This is a genomic window from Sphingomonas colocasiae (genome assembly GCF_019880585.1).
Taxonomy (GTDB): domain Bacteria; phylum Pseudomonadota; class Alphaproteobacteria; order Sphingomonadales; family Sphingomonadaceae; genus Sphingobium_A; species Sphingobium_A colocasiae.
Genome location: NZ_JAINVV010000019.1, coordinates 1 through 20,417, shown reverse-complemented (window position 1 = coordinate 20,417; position 20,417 = coordinate 1). Strand labels below are relative to the sequence as shown.

General features: G+C 65.0%; 20 protein-coding genes. 4 read left to right on the top strand and 16 right to left on the bottom strand.

Translation table 11 applies throughout. From position 1 onward, the window contains the following. Positions 1 to 231 precede the first annotated feature (231 nt). Together K7G82_RS29550 and K7G82_RS29545 are read left to right on the top strand one after the other, a co-directional pair. Positions 232 to 1,878, top strand: a complete 1,647-nt coding sequence (locus K7G82_RS29550; RefSeq protein ID WP_222994084.1) for a sensor histidine kinase — start codon at positions 232 to 234, stop codon at positions 1,876 to 1,878. Positions 1,879 to 1,880: 2 nt separating this feature from the next. Then, a complete protein-coding gene (locus K7G82_RS29545) occupies positions 1,881 to 2,498 on the top strand; it encodes a response regulator (protein WP_246623991.1) in 618 nt (205 codons plus the stop codon). Between the two features lie 25 nt (positions 2,499 to 2,523). On the opposite strand, the gene K7G82_RS29540 is transcribed toward K7G82_RS29545, so the two are convergent. From K7G82_RS29540 to K7G82_RS29470, 15 genes are all read right to left on the bottom strand, one after another. After that, entirely contained in the window at positions 2,524 to 3,048 is a 525-nt protein-coding gene (locus K7G82_RS29540; RefSeq protein WP_222994080.1) for an A24 family peptidase, read from the bottom strand. Beyond that, complete coding sequence (locus tag K7G82_RS29535; RefSeq protein ID WP_222994079.1) at positions 3,045 to 3,863, bottom strand: tetratricopeptide repeat protein; 819 nt, start codon at positions 3,861 to 3,863, stop codon at positions 3,045 to 3,047. Before K7G82_RS29535 ends, K7G82_RS29540 begins: the two co-directional genes overlap by 4 nt. Further along, the gene (locus K7G82_RS29530) at positions 3,860 to 4,759 is read right to left on the bottom strand and encodes a LytR C-terminal domain-containing protein (RefSeq protein ID WP_222994076.1); all 900 of its coding nucleotides are present in this window, start codon (positions 4,757 to 4,759) and stop codon (positions 3,860 to 3,862) included. Before K7G82_RS29530 ends, K7G82_RS29535 begins: the two co-directional genes overlap by 4 nt. Further along, positions 4,759 to 5,730, bottom strand: coding sequence for a type II secretion system F family protein (locus K7G82_RS29525; protein WP_222994074.1), 972 nt, complete (start codon positions 5,728 to 5,730; stop codon positions 4,759 to 4,761). Before K7G82_RS29525 ends, K7G82_RS29530 begins: the two co-directional genes overlap by 1 nt. A gap of 4 nt (positions 5,731 to 5,734) precedes the next feature. Then, entirely contained in the window at positions 5,735 to 6,733 is a 999-nt protein-coding gene (locus tag K7G82_RS29520) for a type II secretion system F family protein (RefSeq protein WP_222994072.1), read from the bottom strand. Continuing rightward, entirely contained in the window at positions 6,730 to 8,112 is a 1,383-nt protein-coding gene (locus K7G82_RS29515) for a TadA family conjugal transfer-associated ATPase (protein ID WP_222994070.1), read from the bottom strand. The genes K7G82_RS29520 and K7G82_RS29515 overlap by 4 nt, the downstream gene beginning before the upstream one ends. A gap of 3 nt (positions 8,113 to 8,115) precedes the next feature. Further along, positions 8,116 to 9,315 carry a CpaE/TadZ family protein gene (locus K7G82_RS29510; RefSeq protein WP_222994068.1) on the bottom strand — a complete coding sequence of 400 codons (1,200 nt, stop codon included), beginning with the start codon at positions 9,313 to 9,315 and terminating at the stop codon, positions 8,116 to 8,118. Positions 9,316 to 9,326: 11 nt separating this feature from the next. After that, the gene (locus K7G82_RS29505) at positions 9,327 to 9,956 is read right to left on the bottom strand and encodes a TadE/TadG family type IV pilus assembly protein (RefSeq protein WP_222994066.1); all 630 of its coding nucleotides are present in this window, start codon (positions 9,954 to 9,956) and stop codon (positions 9,327 to 9,329) included. After that, the gene (locus K7G82_RS29500; RefSeq protein WP_246623990.1) at positions 9,953 to 10,450 is read right to left on the bottom strand and encodes a TadE/TadG family type IV pilus assembly protein; all 498 of its coding nucleotides are present in this window, start codon (positions 10,448 to 10,450) and stop codon (positions 9,953 to 9,955) included. Before K7G82_RS29500 ends, K7G82_RS29505 begins: the two co-directional genes overlap by 4 nt. Beyond that, a complete protein-coding gene (locus K7G82_RS29495; RefSeq protein ID WP_222994063.1) occupies positions 10,450 to 12,042 on the bottom strand; it encodes a pilus assembly protein TadG-related protein in 1,593 nt (530 codons plus the stop codon). Before K7G82_RS29495 ends, K7G82_RS29500 begins: the two co-directional genes overlap by 1 nt. A gap of 10 nt (positions 12,043 to 12,052) precedes the next feature. Next, the gene (locus K7G82_RS29490; RefSeq protein WP_246623989.1) at positions 12,053 to 12,343 is read right to left on the bottom strand and encodes a hypothetical protein; all 291 of its coding nucleotides are present in this window, start codon (positions 12,341 to 12,343) and stop codon (positions 12,053 to 12,055) included. After that, positions 12,333 to 13,841, bottom strand: coding sequence for a type II and III secretion system protein family protein (locus tag K7G82_RS29485; RefSeq protein WP_246623988.1), 1,509 nt, complete (start codon positions 13,839 to 13,841; stop codon positions 12,333 to 12,335). Before K7G82_RS29485 ends, K7G82_RS29490 begins: the two co-directional genes overlap by 11 nt. Next, entirely contained in the window at positions 13,828 to 14,736 is a 909-nt protein-coding gene (gene cpaB / locus K7G82_RS29480) for a Flp pilus assembly protein CpaB (RefSeq protein ID WP_222994061.1), read from the bottom strand. The genes K7G82_RS29485 and cpaB overlap by 14 nt, the downstream gene beginning before the upstream one ends. Before the next feature lie 84 nt (positions 14,737 to 14,820). Then, on the bottom strand, positions 14,821 to 14,997 hold the full coding sequence (locus tag K7G82_RS29475) for a Flp family type IVb pilin (RefSeq protein WP_222994059.1): 177 nt from the start codon (positions 14,995 to 14,997) through the stop codon (positions 14,821 to 14,823). 436 nt (positions 14,998 to 15,433) lie between these two features. After that, a complete protein-coding gene (locus K7G82_RS29470; protein ID WP_222994058.1) occupies positions 15,434 to 16,471 on the bottom strand; it encodes a phosphatase PAP2 family protein in 1,038 nt (345 codons plus the stop codon). 105 nt (positions 16,472 to 16,576) lie between these two features. On the opposite strand from K7G82_RS29470, the gene K7G82_RS29465 reads away from it, so the two are divergent. Continuing rightward, entirely contained in the window at positions 16,577 to 17,854 is a 1,278-nt protein-coding gene (locus K7G82_RS29465) for an O-antigen ligase family protein (protein WP_222994057.1), read from the top strand. Here K7G82_RS29465 and K7G82_RS29460 read toward each other — a convergent pair. Then, entirely contained in the window at positions 17,830 to 18,606 is a 777-nt protein-coding gene (locus tag K7G82_RS29460) for a DUF2569 domain-containing protein (RefSeq protein WP_222994056.1), read from the bottom strand. The two genes, K7G82_RS29465 and K7G82_RS29460, sit on opposite strands and share 25 nt — an antisense overlap. Positions 18,607 to 18,937: 331 nt before the next feature. Between K7G82_RS29460 and K7G82_RS29455 the strand changes: the two genes are divergently transcribed. Continuing rightward, the coding region (locus K7G82_RS29455) for a DUF7507 domain-containing protein (RefSeq protein ID WP_222994055.1) at positions 18,938 to 20,417 on the top strand (1,480 nt) is incomplete at its 3' end.

The following is a 20,417-nucleotide window of genomic DNA, read 5'->3' as shown; positions in this document are numbered from 1 at the left end:
GCGAGAGTCACTGTTATTTAGGGTTAATCTCGATTTATTTGTGCTTTACTATATCAGTGGGAATAGATTCATCTATATCGTTGGATATATATTCAGCATCCACTGCCCCGTTTTAGAACATAGCGCTCGATAGACTCGTGACATATGATGCGAGTCTCAGGGGAGGCGGGAAGGGGGAGCACCCGCGTGGGATTGCGCAGCAGATTGGAATCCGGTCGTCGTCGGATCGCGATGTCGCTTGGCCGCAGCCCCAGCCTGCCGGTCACGATCGCGCGCCTGTGCGTCGCCATCGCCTGCTTCATCGAATGCCGTGCGCTCCATCCCGAGGGCCTGGCCGGGATGAATGCAGAATGCCTCTTCTTCATCGCCTATCTGGTCTGGGCGATCGCCTGCCCGGCGGTGGCGGCGATCTCGTGGAAGGCGAACATCCATGCCTGGCCCGTCATCCTGATGGGCGACGTGCTGATCTGCGGCTTCATGATCCTTTACATGGAGCCCTATGTCCTGCCCGTCCTGCTGCTGGCGATCCTGCTGCTGTCCGCGATTCAGGCGCGGTTCGGCAATGTGCTGGCGCTGCTGACCGGGCTCGTCCTCGGCATCGCGTTCGTGATGCGCGGCGAGGCCGGCCCCGCGATCTTCGCGACCCCGCAGCCGCATCTGCCGCTGCCCAGCTTCAGCGCGGCGACCGTCGTGCTGGCGGGGTTCGTCGCGCTTTCGCTCACCAGCGCGCGCGCCTATCGCAATACCGTCCGCCTCTGGGGTGAGGAATTGCTGATGGTCGGCAGCAATTTCCGGTCGCTGCCGGTGGATTATCTGTTGCAGCGGCTGAGCGACCTGTTCCGCGCCGAGCGCGTCGGCTTCTTCTGGAGCGAAGGGAGCGACGAGCCCGTCAACCTCGCCGTCTATGATCAGGGCGCGACATCCGAAGTGGCGCATGTCGGGCGCGCGTCGGACCGGCTGATCCGGATCGAGGCGGCGGAGGGCGCGTTCCTGTTCGATCATGAATCGGGCGCGCTGCTGAGCCGCGACAGCGCGGGGCATCCGCTGGTGGCGGAGGCGCCGGGCGTCACCGCCCAGATCGTCGAGGCTTTTTCCGCCGGCCATGGCCGCAGCTTTCCGGTGCGCGCGGGCGAGCTGGTCGGGCGCGTCTATGTGATCGGTTCGTGCCCGATGTCCGAATCCGGCCTGATCGAGACCGAGCGCGCCGCCGAACTGACCGAGGGCGTGTTCGAGCGCTATTTCTTCCTCAATGCCTGGCGCACCCGCGCGTTCGTCGACGCGCGCCACTCGCTGAGCCGCGACCTGCACGACAGCGTGCTCCAGACGCTGGCGGCGCTGCGGCTCCAGATCGCATCGCTGGTCGAGGAGGACGCGGCGGTCACCGCGAGCGAGCGGCGCGAGAAGCTGACATCGCTTCAGGCGGTGATCGTCGAGGAACAGGCGCGGCTGCGCGACATATTGGACGAAAGCTATCGCGCGTCCGAGCAGCGGGTGGAACTGGTGGGGCAGTTGACCGCCTGCGCCGCTTATCTTTCCCGCCAATGGGGCGTCGAATGCCGGCTGCTCGCGCAGCAGGACACGCTGGCGGTGGACAGCAACACCGCGGTCGAGGTCGAGTTCCTGGCGCGCGAGGCGGTGGCGAACGCCGTCCAGCACGCCGGCGCGCGACGGCTGACGCTGGTGATCGCGATCGATGAGGACACGCTGTTCCTGTCGTTGCGCAATGAAAACCGCAGGCGGGAAAAGACGCCCGACGAGGCCCGGATCGCATCCCGGTCGCTGTCGCGCCGATTGTCGTCGCTCGGCGGGGTCGCCTATTCGGAAGAAGTGAATTCGGGTTCGCTGCTGGCGATCCGCATTCCATTGAAGCGAGGATAATGATGGCAAGAGTGCTGATCGCCGACGATCATCCGATCTTTCTGGATGGCCTGGCGCATTTCCTGAAAAGCCATCAGCATGAAGTGATCTGCTGTTCGCGCACCGCGAAGGACGCGATCCTGAAGGTCGAGAGCGAAGCACCCGACGTGCTCGTGCTCGACGTGACGATGAAGGACGGGGGCGGCCTGGCGATATTGACGGCGGTGCGCGAGGCGCAGAATCCGGTGCCGGCGATCTTCCTGACCGTGGGAATTGCGCCTGAAAAGACGGTGGAGGCGCTCAAGCTGGGCGTGAACGGCATCGTGCTGAAGGAGGGCGATCCCTTCGAACTGCTCAATTGCATCGATATCGTGCTGCGCGGCGAGACCTGGATCGATCCACGCGTCAGCGAAAAGGCGCTGCTCTATTCGGTGGTCAGCGGCGGCAAGAGCGCCAAGGATGGTGCGTTGACCGAACGCGAGCGCGAGATCACGAATCTGATCAGGCGAGGGCTGCGCAACCGCGAGATCGCGCAGCGCTGTGGCCTGACCGAAGGCACGGTGAAGGTGCACCTCCATAGCATCTTCCAGAAGCTGGGCGTGAAATCGCGCGCCGAGCTGATCGTCAACACGATGGATTGATCGCGACGGCCGATCGGCCGTCCTGTCAGACGCGCTGCGCGACCTTCACCGGCGCGGCGGGAGGCGCCGGGTTCGGCGCGTGCCATGCCACGCACAACAGCGTGCCTGCGGCGATCGCGAGCCCATAGGGGATCGGGCCGCGCGGGCGAAGCGCGGGCGGCCGCGTGCCTCCGTTCCTGGGCGCGGGGATCATCCGCCGCGCGATGATGAAGGCGAGCGCGAGCAGCCCCCCGCCGATCGCGACATAGATAACAAGCGCGAGCCCGCCGGAGAGATCGAACCAGAGCATGATCGCCGCGAGCAGCTTGACATCGCCACCGCCCAGCCATCCGCGCGAGAAGAGGAACATTCCGATCGCGAGACTTAGCGCGAAGAGCAGCGCATTCTCCCACAGATCCTTCTCGATGCCGACAACGGCGAGCCAGACGCCGAACAGGACCACCAGCATGACCGGAAAGATGTTGGAGATCCTGAGCTGCGCCAGATCCTGCAGCGCCGCGAGGACGATCGTGGCGCAGAAGAGATAGAGGATCGCATCCGCGGCGCTCATGGCACCGCCTGGACGAGCGCAAGGTTGGCGGCGGCGCGCGCCGGGTAGACATCGGCCGCCGATATCGCCGTGCTCAGATAGCGCATGGCGTGGCCCTTGTCGCCCGCGAGGAACGCGGCATAGCCGGCATTGTTGACGCGATCCGCCCAGCGTTCGCTGCCCTTGTCGGGGATCTGGGCGATCATGTCCTCCCCCGCCGCCGAACGCGCGATATCGAGATTGTTCGCCGCGCGCAGGTTGCGCGGCGCGAGCCGCGTGGCTTCGCGCAGAAGCGCGATCGCCTCGGCCGGGCATTTCCGCAGGATCATCGAATAACCCAGATTGTTGAGGATCTTCGCCCTGTCCGGGCTGGTGGCGAGGGCCTGGCGATAGGCCGCGTCGCTTTCCGCCCAGCGCGCCGAGCGATCATTGACGACGCCGAGCGCGTTCCAGGCCTTCCACCGATCGGGGCATTGGCGCGTCGCGGTTTCCAGCGCTTCGCGGACGCCCTCCATCCGGTTCAGGCGCAGCGCCGCGAGGGCGAAGCCTTCATCGGCGCGGCAATCGCCGGGCGCCTGCCGGCGCAGGGCGGCGAAGGCGGAATAGGCGATGTCGTCATGCCGTTCGGCCAGCGCGAGTTCGGCGGTCAGCAGGGGCAGCGCGGCGGCGATATCCGGCGCCCCCGGATCGGCGCGCGCGATCATCGCCCGCGCCTGCGCCAGCCGCCCGCCCGCGATCGCCGCGGCGATGTCGTCGGGCTGGATGGGCTCCGCGGCGTTCAGGCCTGTCGCCATCGTGATCGCCGCGCAGGTGATGATCGCGCGGACGCGCATCACAGGCGGCGGTCCTTGCGCAGCGTCTCGTCGAACCGGATCGCGTTCGCGCCGAGCACGAGAATCATGCGCGCCGCCTGCGGCGAGGTGTACACCCGCACCCGGAAGGGAAGCGCGGCGATCATCTTGCGCGCGTCGTCGCGCAAGGCCGGCGGCGCGATCAGGCGGGATTGTTCGATACGCTCGGCATAGTCACCGGTCTCGACCGCCGGCCAGCCCGAGCGCAGCAGATGGCCGCGCATCCGCGCCGCCTGACCGCGCCGGCCGACCGCGTTCATCACCTTGAGCGGCGCGGTCGCGACGCGGGCGGGCGGTGTCGCCGGCACCGGCGCGGATGCGGAGCGCCCGGACGGCGCCGGGTGCTGGACCAGCGCGCGGGGATCGGTGACGAGCACGGTTTCCGCTAGCGAGACGCGTTCGAGGCGGGCCATCATGCTCCTGGGTGGAACATCGACGATATCCATGGTGACGACCTGGCCGCGCGCAACCGGTTCGGCGGTGGCCGAAGCGGCAAGCTCGCGGCGCAGCATGGCGGCATCCTCGCGCCGGTCCTGCCGTTCCAGCGATTGCGCCATCTCCTCGCGCAGCGCCGGATCGCGCGGCGCGAGGGCGAGGGCGAGTTCGTGGTAACGGCCGCCCAGATCGAAACGGCCGATCGCGTCATAGCTGGCGGCAAGCCCGCGATAGGCCCCCACATTCTCCGGATCGGCGCGCACCGCCTTGCGGAACGCGTCGATTGCCAGCGCATGTTCGCCGCGCCCCGCGAGCATGCGGCCCTGCGCCAGCGGCGCGCCCTGTTCGGCGGTCGGAAGCGCGCGCGCCTGAAAGCGTGGCGCTTCCCGCGCGCAGCTTGCCAGCAACAGCATCATGATGGTCAGTCTGGCGGATCGGCCTCGCATCATTGCCCCCCGTACAGCGCGGGCAGCAACAGGCGGACCACGCGGATGCCGGCGGGCAGCATGAGCACGCCGATCATCACCGGCAGCATGCAGGCAACCAGCGGAATCGATAGCAGCACGGGCAGGCGATGCGCCTTCTCCTCGGCGCGCATGCGGCGCTTCTCGCGCATCTCCGCGGAATAGATCCGCAATGTCTGGCCGATGCTCGAACCCAGCTTGTCGGATTGGATGATCAGTGTCGCGAAGGATCGGATTTCGTCGACCTTCACGCTCTCCGCCATGCGCCGCAACGCTTCTTCGCGGCTCTGGCCCGCGCGGAGCTGAAGCACGACCTCGCCCAGCATGCGCGATACCAGCGGGTGCGAGATCGCCATTTCGCGCCCGACCCGGTCGAAGGCCGCTTCCACGCCCAGGCCCGCCTCGACGCAGACAAGCATCAGATCCAGCGCATCGGGAAAACCGTTGACCAGTTCCTGCTGCCGGCGCTCCACCTTCGCGGAAAGCCACATATTGGGGGCGTAGAGGCCGAATAGCGCCAGCCCCGCGCCGAAGAAATAAAGCTTCATCAGCGACAGCGGGTGCTGCGACAGGATCTGCAACGCGAGAAACCCCGCCGGCAGCACCAATGTGCTGACCAGCCGGACCAGCGTGAACAGGCGCGGCGCCAACGGCGAGGGATAGCCCGCCGCGATCAGCTTGGCGCGCAGGCCCTGATTGGTGTCGGCGAGCGAGATGCCGTTCTTCTCGATGGTCTCGACCAGCGTCGTCCAGGCGTTCCGGGTCGCGTGATTGCGCAGCGACAATCCCTCGCCGCCGCCCTTGGCGAGCGACTGTGTGTCGGCGAGCCGGCGGCGGACGGCCGACCGCGTCGACATCAAGTTGCTGACGAGCAGCACCAGTATCGCGACCGAGACGAAGATCAGCGTCAGCAGGATGCCGCGCGAGACGGGGGGGAGGGCGAGATCGAACATCCCGTCAGACCTTGAGATCGATCATGCGGCGGATCGAATAGAAGCCGATCGCATAAAGCAGGATCAGTCCGCCGAAGCCGATGATGAAGGCGGGATCGGCCGCGACGTCGAGATAGAAGCCGGGATTGAGCAGGAACAGGCCGACAAAGGCGAGAACCGGCAAACTGGTGAGGATCACCGCCGTCATCCGGCCTTCGGAACTCAGGGCCCGCACCTTCATCAGCATGCTCGCGCGCTCGCGGATCACGCGCGACAGATTTTCCAGGATCTCCGCCAGATTGCCGCCGGTTTCGCTCTGCACCGCCAGGCAGACGACGAACATGTGCATGTCGCGCATGTTCCACCGGTCCGCCATGTTCTGCAATGCGTCGCGCAGATCCGCGCCATAGGTGACCTCGTCGACGACGATGCCGAACTCGCTGCCGATGGGATCGGGCATTTCGACGGTGAGCAAGTCCAGCGCCGCGGCGATCGGATGCCCCGCGCGCAGGCCGCGCACGAACACGTCGAGCGCGGTCGGGAACTGCTCCTCGATGCGCCGCCGCCGCCGATCGCTGATACGCGACAGGATCATCAGCGGCACGCCGAAGCCGGTGGCCACGGCGAAGGTCGCGATCATCAGGATGGTGCCGGGCGTCATTCCATGGCCCGCCAGACCCGCCAGTGTCGCGATCACGACGAAGATGAGGACGACCGCGCCGATCATCATCGCCAGCAGGCGCCGGGCCGGTATCGCGAGTCCGGCGCCGTGCAGGGTGCGTTCGATCTGGCGCAGGGCCATGCCGAACGTGCCGGGAATGGCGAGCGCGTCGGACTGGTCGCGGCGCAGCTTGTTCAGGATTTCCGACCGGTCGAACCCGCTCGCGATCATCGCGAGCCGTTTGTTGACCGTGCGTTCGGTGCCGCGGCGGTTGCGCAGCCAGCTCAGCACGCCCTCCACCGCCAGCAGCGTCGCGGCGAAGATCAGGATCAGCGCCAGGATCCGGAGGGCGGCGAGCGTCATGTGCCGATCACCACGTCCGGCCTGAACAGCTCGACCGGGAGATGAATGCCGCGATCGGCGAGCTCGTTCATGAATTTGGGCCGGATGCCGGTCGCTTCGAAGCGACCGAGCACCTGGCCGTCTTCACCCCGGCCCATCAGCTTGAAGCGGAAGATCTCCTGCATCGAGATCACATCGCCTTCCATGCCGGTCAGTTCGGACAGGCTGAGCAGGCGTCGCCGGCCATCGCCCAATCGGCCGATCTGGATGATCACGTTGAGCGCCGACGCGATCTGTCCGCGCGCCGAGCGCGGCGGGATTTCGATGCCGCTCATGCCGATCATCTGCTCGACGCGCGACAACGCGTCGCGCGGGGTGTTGGCGTGAACGGTGGTCATCGACCCGTCATGGCCGGTGTTCATCGCCTGCAGCATGTCGAACGCCTCGCCGGCGCGGACTTCGCCGACGATGATGCGATCGGGGCGCATGCGCAACGCGTTCTTCACCAGATCGCGCTGGTTGATCTCGCCGCGCCCCTCGATATTGGCGGGCCGCGTTTCCAGGCGCGCGATATGGCGCTGCTGCAATTGCAGCTCGGCCGAATCCTCGATCGTCACGATCCGCTCATGCGCGTCGATATAGGCGGACATGGCGTTGAGCAGCGTGGTCTTTCCCGAACCGGTGCCGCCGGAGATGAGCACGTTGCGCCGGGCCGCGACGATGGCTTTCAGCACTTCCGCGATCTCCATCGGCACGCTGCCCAGCTCGGCAAGCTTCGCCATGTCGATCGGGATGCGCGCGAACTTGCGGATCGACAGCAGCGATCCGTCCACGGCCAGCGGCGGCACGACGGCGTTGACGCGCGATCCGTCGGCCAGGCGCGCATCGACGAAAGGCGAGGATTCGTCGACCCGGCGCCCCACCGCGGCGACGATCTTCTGGATGATCCGCAGCAGGTGCTTCTCGTCCTTGAAGCGGACCGAGGTTTCCTCCAGCCGGCCGCCGCGCTCGACGAACACGATATTATGGCCGTTTACGAGGATGTCGGTGATGCTGTTGTCCTTGAGCAGCGGTTCGAGCGGGCCGAGCCCGAGCAACTCGTCCAGCACGTCGGCGACGAGGTGCTTGCGTTCCTTGTGGTTCAGCGCGTGCTTCTGAAGCGCAAGCTGCTCATGAACGATCTCGCCGACCTCGGCTTCCACCTGTTCGCGGGACATGCCGTCGAGCGCGGAGAGATTGATCAGGTCGAGCAGGCGTTTGTGCAGCTCCACCTTCAGATCGATATGGCGTTCGCTGTCGAGCGGACCGGCGGAGGGCGGCGCGGCGCCATCGATCCGCGACTTGCGATCGGGATCGGTCACGAGATCCTGAAGCGGGCCGGGCTTCTTGATCTGCCACATGGCCTAGTCCGCCCCCTGCTGGATGAGTGCCTGGCAGGCGTCGAGAATCTCGCCGATGTCGCGTGAGATGCGGTTCTTCGGCTTGATATCGTCGAGCAGGACGCCCTGATCGAGCGCGGTGCTGACCAGCGGAAAATCATTGGTGATGCTGAATGCGACGGGATGGTTGAGCGCGCGTTCCGCATCGGCGAGATCGATGGTGCGGAACAGTTTCTTCTGCACGCGGTTGACGACGATCTGGAGCCGGCCGTCGACCACGCCCTGGTTGCGCAGCAACGCAAGCTGGCGCTGCGCCTGCCGAAGGCTGGCGATCGTCAGTTCGACGACGAGCAGGATGACGTCCGACCGCGCCATCAGCGAAAGCGACCAGTTGGTCCAGTTGCCCGGCAGGTCCGCGAACACCATCCCGTAATTGCGTGTCGCGAGATCGACGACGTCGAAGATCTGATCGGCGCTCACCGATTCCAGCGGCATGATCTCCGGTGGAGCGGCGACGAGATTGAGCCCCGTGGGCGTTCGCGCCATTACCGATCGCAACAGGTCCCCATCGACGCGCGCGCCGGCGTCGAGCAGGTCGGCAAGCCCGAGCTGCGGCTGAACACCGAGATAGGTGGCGGCGTTGCCGAACTGCAGATCGAAATCAAACAGGCAGGTCTCGCCCTGTCGCCGGCTGGCCTGGAGGCTGGCGGCCTGGGTGGCGAGCATGGTCGCTCCGACGCCGCCGACGCTTTTGACGACCGAGACGATATTGCCATCGGCACCGCCGTCCTGATGCGCAGCATCGACGACCGCGCGAATGCGTTCGAGCGCGGCGCGCAACTCGGCGCCGGTCAGCGGCAGGGCGAGCACGTCGTTCACGCCCGATTGCAGCAGCGCGCGAACGACCGGGATCGATGCGTTGCGCACGGCCGCGACGATCGGCAGCCGGGCATGCGCCGCGCGGAGGGCGGCGAGCCGGTTGAGCGACGCATCGGCGCCCGGCTCCACCTCCACCACCAGCACCTGGCCGCGCTCCACGATCTCGTCGGGGATCGGCGCGCTCGCCGCGAGCATGTTCATCGCCACGCCGAAACCCGCGATCTCGCCGGCCGCGATCTCGGCCGCCGTGATTTCCGCGGGCGACAGGATCAGCTGAACGCTTCCATCCTCACGGCGCACCGCCCATCTGCGCTTGCGGGTTTCACCCTTGTTCACAACGCCCACTGTTCATGTCCTCAGTTCGATACATAGCCGGCCCCGTCTTCCAGCGTCAGCGTGGCCAGACGGTCCGGGAGTGTGATGCTGCCGCCGAACAGGATCAGCAGAATCGGTTGAAACTGGATGCCAGAAAGACGCACCGTCACGAAAGGCGCGACGTCCGGCCCATTGGGATCGCCCGCATAGCCCAGGCCCGAATTCGCATATTCGATCTTGACCTTGCTGGCGGTGACCGCCGGCAGGAAGCGGTGCATGCGTGCGACCACGCCGTTGAACGCCGTGCTGTTGACGGGCGTCAAGGCCGGGCAGGTGCCCGAGCAGCTTGGCGAGTAGGTGCAACTGACCGCGCTGCTCGGCTTGGAACAGGTCACGCCCGGAAAATTCGCCGCTGGCACGGGCACGCCCTGGCCAAGCGTCGGGCTGAAATCCGCCGTGTACAGGCCGCCGGGCACCATTTCGGTCACCACGGCCATGCGGACGCCCATCTGCGTCGCCTTTTCGGCCTGGTTCCAGGTCCACATGAAGCGCCCGATATCGATGATGCCGAACAGGAACAGGATAAGGATCGGCAGCACCATCGCGAATTCGGCGGCGGTGGCGCCGCGTTCGCCCCGCGAGGGGCGGAAGCGGGGACACGGCCGGTTCATGCGCCCATCACCGGCACTTCGGATTGGGCGCGGACGACCAGTCCGTCCGTATCGAAGCCGAGCGAGGAGAGAAGCGAACGATATGGGAATGCGGCGCTCACATGAACGACGGGAACCGATGCCTTGCCATAATAGACGCCCGAATAGGTATGGGAACTATTGTCCGCGCAAGTCAGGCTGACGGTGACGGTGGCAGGATCGTTCCAGTAAGGCAGGCGCGGCGTGCCGGCGGCGGCCTTGCCGGTCAGCGTGACGTTGCGGGTCGCGGTGATCGCGCTCGACGAAACGGTGGACGGGCAGGTGTAGTCGGCGAAGCCGCGCCGGGATGCGTAGCGTGCGCCGTCGCGCACCGCCTTCACCGCAATGTGGTTGTTGTAGAAATAATTGCCGAGTTCGAACGCGCCGAACATCAGCGCCAGCATGATCGGCGTCACCAGCGCCATTTCGACCGCCGCCGTTCCGCCGCGCGCGCGGGCAAGGGTGCGCAGTGCCATCATTCGATCAGATACGGCACGTCGCGCCGGGTGATCTGCCCGGTGCCGCCGCCCTCTCCGCTGCCGGAGGCGCCGATGATCTCGATATAGACGTCATTGGAACTGGTGATATCGGTGTTGCAACCCGATCCGCTGCTGCATTTCTTGCGGTCGAAGCTCGGTTCGACCAGGAAAACGTCGACGAAGCCGGCGACGGGGATCGTCTTGCTGCCGTTGAGCCCCGTGGTTCTCGCGGCCAGCCGGCAATTGACCGTGGCGGCGGTCACGCGGCGGCGATCGGCGCCGCCGGCGCTCGGCGCGACGCCCGGGAACAGGCACCTGCCCGCCTGCGGTGTGCTGTACGCGGCCAATGTCGCATCGCCCGTCGTCACGCGCGTCGCGAGCGCGGTATTGGGGGCTGCCGCTTCCTGCGCCGCTTCCCACAGATAGACGCCATATCGCGTCACCGACGGCCCCAGACCCGTCGTGCCCTGCCAGTCGAGCCCTGGATGATTCGATCTGAAATAGGCCGCGCGGTCCCAGACGCCGTTGCCGATCCGCCCTCCCGCGCAGGCGTTGGGGACGACCGAATGGCAGATGTCGCGTGGATGGCCCATGATTTCGGGCGTCACCGTATCCGGAAGAGCGGCGTTGGTCTGCGGCCGGTATCGTTTCTGCGCGAAATTGGCGGCGGTGGCGGGATTCTCCTCCCAACTGCAGCCATTTGCTTTCCGGACCAGATCCTTGCGGACGTTGGTCGACGGCGAACAGGGGCCTTCCGGGCAGCTCGCATTGCCATTGCCGTTGGGCGCGAAATCGAAGCGCATGTTGAACGATGCCCGAAGCGAGCTCATCTGGCCGGTTTCGGTATGGACGTTTGCGGTTTGCGAGCATTCGGCGTGGAGGGCGTTGCTCGACAGTGCCTCCTTCACCCCGTTCGCGCCCTTGCCGAGCTGGTCGAGGAAGCCGAAATTGCCCGGCCCCCATTGCTGGCCGCCCTCGATCATCGCGATGCCGGTGCCGGACGCGATATTGACCTCGCGATAGGGGTCTTCATTGTCGAGCGGTTCGTCCGGACTGCAGATGAAGAAGGGCACCGCGCCGCAGACCGCGCTGCCGACGCCCGCATAGGCGGTGGCGGTGATCGGGCCGGAGGAGAAGGCGGCGACGATCGGGGTGAGCGCATAAAAGGCGGTGCGCCCGCCAACCGTGACCTGGACGAATTCGGCCGTGGCATCGGTCAGCGCGTCGGTGTCCAGCCTGTCCTTCTGGCTGTAGAAGCGGATTGCGCCCGTCCGGTCGCACGCGCTTTCATTGGCGATGTTGATCGCGCGGCCAAGATCGTCATTGGCGAAACGGGTGTCGTTGCTGATCAGGTTGCTTGCCGCCTGGGCCGCGCGCGCGCAGGCGCCGCTCTTGCCGTCGAGCTGGCTCGCGGCGGCGAGCGCCGCCTGATCGGCGGCGCTCTGAAGCTCGCTGTCCATGGTGACGAGCCGCGCATAATCGAAAGCCAGGCCACCGACCGCGATGAGCGCGAAAGCAGATAATGCCACGGTCGGCGCGACGGCCGCCCGGCTATCGCCGGCTAGGAGCCCGAAGCGGTTTGTGCCCATGTCACGGCCCTCAATTCGGCCCCTGGCCAGAACCCGAACCGCTCGAGCCCTTGGTCGTGGACGTGACGGTCGGCTGCTTGACGCCGCCTTCCTGGTAACGCTTGACGGCCGCCGCCGCGCGCTCGCCCGATCCGCCTTCCATCAGCTCGGTTCGGGCCACGGGATCGGGATCGATCGTCTGCAACGCCATGTTGTGGCGGACCGCGCCGCCCATGGTGACGTCGTTGGGCGTACAGCCCGTCAGCAGCGCCGCCAGCGCGACGGCCGCGATGGAGATGATCGGCGACATCCTATTGCTCATGGCCGGTAGGTCCCGAAAAGCCGGTCTTGGGATCGGCTGGTTTGGCCGGTTTTCCCGGCGGTGGCGCGTTGGGATCGAGCGGATTGATGCCGACGGCCTTGTCGGTGCGCCCCATCATGAACAGGTCGAGTTCGTGCGGATCGCCGACGCGTTCGGTGGGCAGGCGCGCATCCCCCGCCGCCATCGGCTGGACGAGGCGGGGCGTGACGATGATGACCAGTTCGGTTTCCTGCTTCTGGAAGCCGGTCGAGCGGAACAATGCGCCCAGGATCGGGATCGAGCCGAGCAGCGGAAGCTGGCGCACCGTATCCTGGAAATCGTTGCGCAGCAGGCCGGCGATCGCGAAGGACTGGCCGTCGCGCAGTTCCACCGTGGTCTTCGCCCGCCGGGTGAGCAGGCCGGGCACCACCAGTCCGTTGATCGTGACCGAGGCCGATGGGTCGATCGAGCTGACCTCCGGCGTGACGACCAGGTTGATGACGCCGTCGTCCAGCACGGTCGGCGTGAAGCCCAGGCTGACGCCGAACGGCTTGAATTCGACGGTGATGCCGTTGTTGCCGCCGCCTCCGCCCGATCCGCCTCCGCCTCCGCCGCCCTGGAGCACGGGGATCGGGAATTCGCCGCCGGCCAGGAAGGATGCGGTTTCACCGGACAAGGCGATCAACGTCGGTTCGGCGAGCGTCTTGACCATGCCCTTGCGTTCGAGCGCGTCGAGCGCGGAGAACAGATTGAGGCTGCCGATCGTGTAGGAGAGGGTGCCGACGCCGAAGGCGTCGCTCAATCCGTCGATCGAGATGATCGGCCTTGGCGCACCGTCCTTGATCGAGTTGCTGATCGCGAGCGTCGAATTGGTCGAGAGATCGCCGACGCTGCCATAGGTCTTGTTGCCCAGGAAGGAATGGTTGAGGCCGATCTGTTTGCTCGCCTGCCGGTTCACTTCGGAGAAGCGGACTTCGAGCATCACCTGCTGCGACGCGCCGACCGAGAGCATGTTCACGACCTTGTCGCCGGCATAGGTGGCGGCGATCTGGCGGGCGCGCTCGACGGCGGGCGCGCTGGAGACGATGCCGGTCAGCACCACCGAATCATTGGAGATGCGCGCACCGATCTTTTCGTGCGGCATCAGTTCGGAAAGCTGGCGGCGCAGCGTCACCACATCGGGGCCGACCGCGATGTCGATCACCGCGATCAGCGTGTTTCGCGTGTCGTAGAGCGTCAGGCTGGTCGTGCCGACCTTCTTGCCCAGCACGTAAAGCGAAGATCCGGTGAGCGGCAGCACGTCCGCGATCTCGGCATTGCCGATCAGCGCCTTGGCGAAGGGCCGGTCCGCGCGAAGGATCTGGCTTTTGTTGACAGGCACGTCGAGTTGCCCGGCATGTCGGCCGTCATCCTCCCCGATTGCGCGGACCGGTTGCGCGACGGCGGCGGTTCCCACAACCGCGAACATCGTCGCGCAGAACAGCGGCGTAGCGAGGCGAAAGAGTCTAGTTGCTCGCATGACGGCCCACCTCGTAATTGCTGCCGGTCAGGCCGCGAACGACCTCGACCGTCGATGTGGTCTTCGGTGCCGGTTTCGGACGCCGGACGACCGGTTGCCAGGTGGGGGGAGGCGAATATTGCGGCGTGTAGGCGGGCCCGGCGCTCGTGAAGCCGCCGCCATAGGCGCCGTCGCGAAGATCCTCGAGGCCGACGGTCTGCACCACCGGATTGGTCTGGTCCGTCGCGTTGCGCAGGGCCATGCTGAGCGATCCGACCTGCTGTGCGAGCGCGAGCTTCTGCGCGTCGACCTGGCTGACTTCCAGCGTCGCGGTCTTGCCCACGCGCGGATCGCTCTTGCCGTCATTGGCGTCCTGATCGATTGCGATGACGCGGATCTTCTGCAGCAGCACATCGGTGATCTGCTGCGCGGCCGCGCCGTCGCCGCCGATGGTACGAGTGATCAGGATATCGACGACATCGCCCGGCAGCACGAAGCCGGCAACGCCGGCGACATCGTTCACGCGCACCGCGATGGCGCGCATATCGGGGCGCAGCACCGCCGAAATGGCCGCACGGCCGCCCTCGCCGGACAATTTGGAAGCCAGCAGCGGCTCATTGACCGCGATCGGGCGCAGCGCGACGCGCGGCTTGCCCATCGGCAGGAGTTGCGGCAGTGAATTGAAGGCGCCCTGTGGAAGCGAGGCGCGGGGCCAATCGACAAGGCGTACCTTTTCCGCCGTGATTTCCGATCCATATTCGAGCGGCACGCTCGCCACCAGGATCTTCACGGTGCCCTGCACCGCCGCTTCCTGCTTTTGCTGGACGCCGCCCAGAAAGGCATTCGCGACGAATACGGCTGCAAGCCCCAGCATCGCTGCCAGCGCCAGCACGATCAATGATCGTCTCTGCGGCAAAGGAACCTCCTCCCCCCGGAGTGTCTATGCCCGGTTGATGGAAAGTCGCCCGTCTCCCGTCGCGCGGGAGACGGGCGAAGCCCATCAGCTACCTGTGCTGTTATTGATGGTATCCGCGGCGCCGCTGATCGCGCCCTTGATCGCGCCCTGAAGGGCCAGCGCGGCACCGGCGATGCCGACGCCGACGATCGCGAGGATCAGCGCATATTCCGCGGCGGACGCGCCGCTGTCGTCATTCCAGAGATTCTTGATCATGGTCATAGTCTTTACCCCACTGCTACCGGGACCATTCCCGGTCCTTGTTCGCATAGCTGTCCCGGGGCCATCGAACCTCCGCGACACCAGCGACGCCTTTCTGGCGACTGCATGACCGAAGGCTCCGGAGAGCTGCCGGGAAAGGAGGACCCCAATCCTGATTCAAGTCAATCAGTATATTTTACCCTTTTTTAACAATATGTTGCGAGGGAATTTTGTTAACCATAACCGCTCTGGGGGCAAGAAGCGCTTGAGAAGTGCCCGATTCGCGATACTATAACTTTCGATATAGATCCGCATTCGTAAATACTATATCCAAATCTATCGCGAACTTCGTAACAATAGCGATGAATCTCGTGAAATCGCCTATAGCTTTAGTTGTGAATCGCCGGTGACGATCCCAAGAATAACTTGGAATCGCGAATCATCAGCGCAAGTAAAGTCAGATCGTTGCGATCTTGTCATGATTCGATTTGTCCAAGAGCTGGATTCGCTTCGTCCACCAGCGGGCGACGAGCCCGCCCATTATCCATAGCGGCGGCGTGGCGAGCAGCGACATATAGCCATCGACAGCATAGTGATAACCAAGGTGAATCGAGCCGATCAGGATCAGGATCAGGAAGGCTGCGGCGGCCAGGCCGATCGTGCGGGAATGCCGGAACGCGACAAGCGTGAAGAGGCACGCGATCGAGACATGCATGGAGGGCATCGCGGAAATGCCGCGGCCAAGGCCGGGCGTGCCCGCCTGTTTCCAGTCGATCAGCGTCTGCTGCACGTCGAGCGCCATCAGCGGATAGGTGTGGTCCGCCTGGTGGAGATAGTCCATCAACGGGCGGAAATGCGGATCGCCGGAAAAGGTCTCGACGAAACACGGACCGACGGAAGCCAGCCAGGTCGCCATGATCGTGCCCAGGACGATCCAGCATAGCGCGTGGCTGATCAGGAATTGCAGCCGCACCACCGGATTGCCGAGCCAGCCATAGATCAGCGGCAGGCCCATATAGAGCAGCAGCACCCAGAGGTGATAGGCGCCGTTGATCAGGAAGCTGATGACCGGATGGCCGAATAGCGGCTGCAGCAGCCGCCACGCGTCCTGGCCATGGATCCAGATGTCCATCCGGGTGAAGAGCGGATCGAACCGATAGGGGCTGAAATAGGGGATCGCGCTTTTCGCCGCCGAGAAGCTCGGCATGAAGACGGCGAATGCCAGGAAGACCGGAATCGCGGGCACCAGCCGTTCGAGCAGCCGCATTTCGCGGGCGAAGGCCGATGCGAAGCGAAAGGGGGAGTCGGGCCGCGCCCGCGCCAGCGACCACAGGAACAGTCCGGCGAGCATGATGAAGATGGCGGCGGCGTAAAGCGCGATATTGGCGAGGATCGAACTGGCGTCGACGAAGGGCAGTCCGCTCGCGCGGAAGATGCCGGCCAGAATAAGGGCATAGGCCAGGCAGAGCAGGATCGCCGGCAGATCGGCGCGCAATCCGTTCCTTAAATCAGAGATCCGCATCGTCCCCCCAAAACCGTGCGCTTGCCCCGCCGCGCATAATAGCAGAGGCTTCGTGGATCCGCACTCGGGGGAGAGCGCATGATCGGGGGATCATCATCGGAACGGACCCTGGCCGTTTCGGCCTGGCTGATGGTCGCAGCCATGCCGCCATTCTTCGCGCTGTCGAGTTGGGCGGTCATGACGTTCGCACCCTCGCTGCTGGGGCCGCTGAACCGATATTCGCTGCCGGTGCTCGCGATCGAGATGGCGGTGGTCCTGCTCGCCGCGTTCAAGGGGGGCGGGCTCGTCGCGGCGTTGTCCGCGCTCGGCAGGCCGGCCCGCCTTCTCCTGATGGCGCTTGGCGGTGTCGCGGCCGGATCCGCGATGTTCGCCGCCGATGTTCCGGCGGCGTTGTTCGGCACCTACATCGTCTTTCTCCACATCCTTTTCGGCTCTGCCGTTCTCTCCCTGCTGAAGAATGGCGCCGCGCCCGACGACGGCCGGTATCAATGGTGGATCCTGACCGGCCTGATCGCCTTTCTGGTGATCATTGCTGCGTATGTCGCGCGATCGTGGGGCATCGGCGATCACCAATGGTTTCTTTTCGGGATCGCTGCGAGCAATGTCCGGCAGCTTGGCTTCTATTCTGCGATCGGCGCGCTGCTCGCGCTCGGTCTGGCCGCGACCGACGGGGATGGCAAGATGCGATGGCGCCTGCTGGCCGTATCCGCCATGTTATGCGCATTGAGCTTCTGGTCGGGCACCAGGAGTTCGCTGCTGGCGATCGCGGCGGCAGTCCCCGTCAGCCTTGCCGCCCTCCCCCGGATCAGGCGGCCTCTTGCTCTTGCGGGCCTGTGCGTGTCGCTGCTGGGTGGTATGGTGATCGCCTGGCCATTGCCGGCGCCGTCCCCGAACTATGGTGTCGTGCGCATAGTCTCGTCCACCCAAGCGGCGCGCGACGGCGTGAATGCGATGAGCAGCGGGCGACTTGCAATGTGGCGCGGCACATTGCGCGAAATCGCCAGACGGCCATGGTTCGGTCATGGCGAAGGACAGTTCAGGCAGCAGGTGCCGGAAAGCGGCGGCGTCTTCAATCATCCCCACAACATCGCCCTGCAGCTTCTGTTTCAATGGGGCGTGGTGGGGACGCTGCTGTCGCTGTCGCTCGGTGCGCTATTGTTCGTCCGGCTGATCACCGCTGCGCGGGCTGCTCAGGCCGAAGCCCTGCCGCCACTGCTCGTTATCACGGGATTGCTTGTCTATTCGCTTTACGAAGGCACGCTCTTCCACCCTTATCCCTTGGCGATGGCAGCGTTCATGATCGCCGTGATCATGAGCCGGGCGGGGGGCGATCAGGCCGGCACCCGGCTCCGATAGGTCAGGTTCACGCGGCGCGAGAGCAGCAGATAGGGTAGCCAGATCGCGATGCTGATCAGCGCCTTCTTGCTGTTGCCGTCGAGCAGCCCCTGTAGTGCTGCGGCGACGGTGTGGGGCACGTGCGGCACGCCGGCCATCAATGTCGCGATCGAGGATTGGGCAAGCAGGTCGAATGCCCAGACCAGCGCCAGGAAGCGCGGGAACCATGGCACATGGCGCAGCGCCATGACGAAGGCGACGGCATAGAGGCTGGTGAGCACCACCACGTCCGCCAGCATCAGCATGTAGAGTTCGGTGAGCCAGGCCGGGGCGGAGCCGCCCGGCGCGGGCATGGCGGTCAGGAATTCGACGGTGCGGATCGGAATGTTGAGCAGCATGCCGATCAGCAGCGATGCCATCAGCCCGGTGGCGCCGAACAGCGGCAGGTTGCGCTGTGTGACGCAGTCAATTGTGCGCCACGTGCCGAGGCGCGCCAGCCGGATCTCGGGCTGGGCGAGCAGCGCGCCGCGCGGAAACCAGTGCAGCGCCAGGAACAGCGACACGATCGGTGCTGCGATGACGATGAAATAGGGCAGCATGCTGGCAAGCCCCGCCCCGCCCGGCGGCAGCGCGGTCAATGGCGTGCCGAGCCGGAGCCCGCACAGCGCGCTCGCCAGTGCGACCCAGATCAGCACCACGCCGCGGATATTGGCCTGAAGCTGGCCGACGATCGCCACGCTCTTGGCGTAGAAACGATTTCTGAGCTGTCCCATTCCGCCTCTACCGTCTTCAGCGGCGATCGTTCCGTCCGCGCGACGAAGATGCGTCCATAATGGTTAACAAATGGCTAGGGGGGCGTGATCTTGCGGTTTTGGGGTGGGCGTTCGATTGTAGAATAACCAAAGATATATGTCGACATAGATCAAGATATACTTTCGAATATCGGAAGTAATAATGTAGGGATCTTTATAGTACCATGATGATACATCAGTAAATAATCTGCATATATTGCGCGTCGATTGGATTAAGATCGCGTTAATCGCGAGTCGCATCTCGCCCGGCAACGAACCGGGCTGAAGATCCAGCGTAATCCAGGAGGATGTCATGGCGACAACTTACGACGCAACCGGCTATGTCGAACAGACCATCGGCGGTCTGATCGTCCACCATCTGACGACAGCGGAGCGTGTCACGTCCGGATCGGGGATTTACGAGCCTTTCCTGCACCAGGATTCGAACGGCCCGTCCTCGATCGGCTATAATTCGGACGAGAATGGCAATCCGCTCGATGTCGGCAGTTCGCAGACCGAATCGCTGACGCTGTCGGAGATCCCGATCATCTATCGCGCCGGCATCGCCTATTACGAGTTCCGGCTGGATGTGAACGAACCCAACAATGCCAACCGGCAAGTGGCGCTGGAGCAATTGCGCATCTACACCGCGTCGCGCGAGGCGAGCCTGGCCGATTACAATAACGGCTTCAGCGCGCCCGGCGTGTTCACCACGGTCTTCGATCTCGATGCCGGCGAGGATCGCCGCGTGCTGCTGTCCGACGACAGCACCGGCGGCGGCACTGACGATTATGCCTTCTATATACCGGTCAGCGCGTTCAGCGGTGATCCTGCGGCGACCTATGTCACCTTCGTCAGCCAGTTCGGCCCTAATCCCGATGAAGATGGCGGCTTCGAGGAATGGCGCACCCAGGATGTCGCCACCATCAACGGAATCAAGTTCGCTGATCTCGACGGCGATGGCGTCAAGGATGCGAACGAGCAGGGCGTTGCCGGCTTCACCGTCTATATCGACGCCAATGGCAACAACCAGCTCGACAATGGCGAGGCCTCGACGGTCACCGGCGCCGGCGGCGTCTTCCATTTCTACGGGCTTCCGGTCGGTGAAACCGCCGCAACCGTGGTCATCCGCGAAGCGCTGACCCCGGCGCAGGAACTCGACTGGCTGCTGACCACCGGGGACGCGAGCGGCGACCACGCCGTCACCTACTCGGCCGAGCAGGCTTATGTCGTCCAGGTCGGCAATATGCCGATCATCAAGGCGATCACGGTCGACAAGGCGGTGGATTCGATCACCGGCGGCACGGTCGACGGCAAGGCGGACAGCGCGGGCGACGTGATCCATTATCTGATCGCGATCGCCAATGCCGGCAATGTGCCGCTGACCAATGTGACGCTGACCGATCCCAACGCGGATGCCGGCAGCATCACCTATGTGAGCGGCGATGGCGGCGTGGCCGGCGTGCTCGAAGTGGGCGAAACCTGGATCTATTCCGCCACGCATCTCGTCACCCAGGCGGAGCTTGACGGCAAGGGCGGCGGCGATGGCGATATCGACAATACCGCCTCCGGTAGCGCCTTCTACAAGACCGCCGAGGTTCAGGGCAGCGATTCCGCCGAAGTGCCTTTGGTCTATGATCCGAAGCTGGCGATCGAGAAGGATTTCGTCGACGTCACCAATGCCGACCAGACCAAGAGCGACAAGGCCGACAAGGCGGGCGATGTCATCAATTACCACATCACCGTCGCCAACACCGGCAACATCACGCTGACCGGCGTGACCGTCACCGATC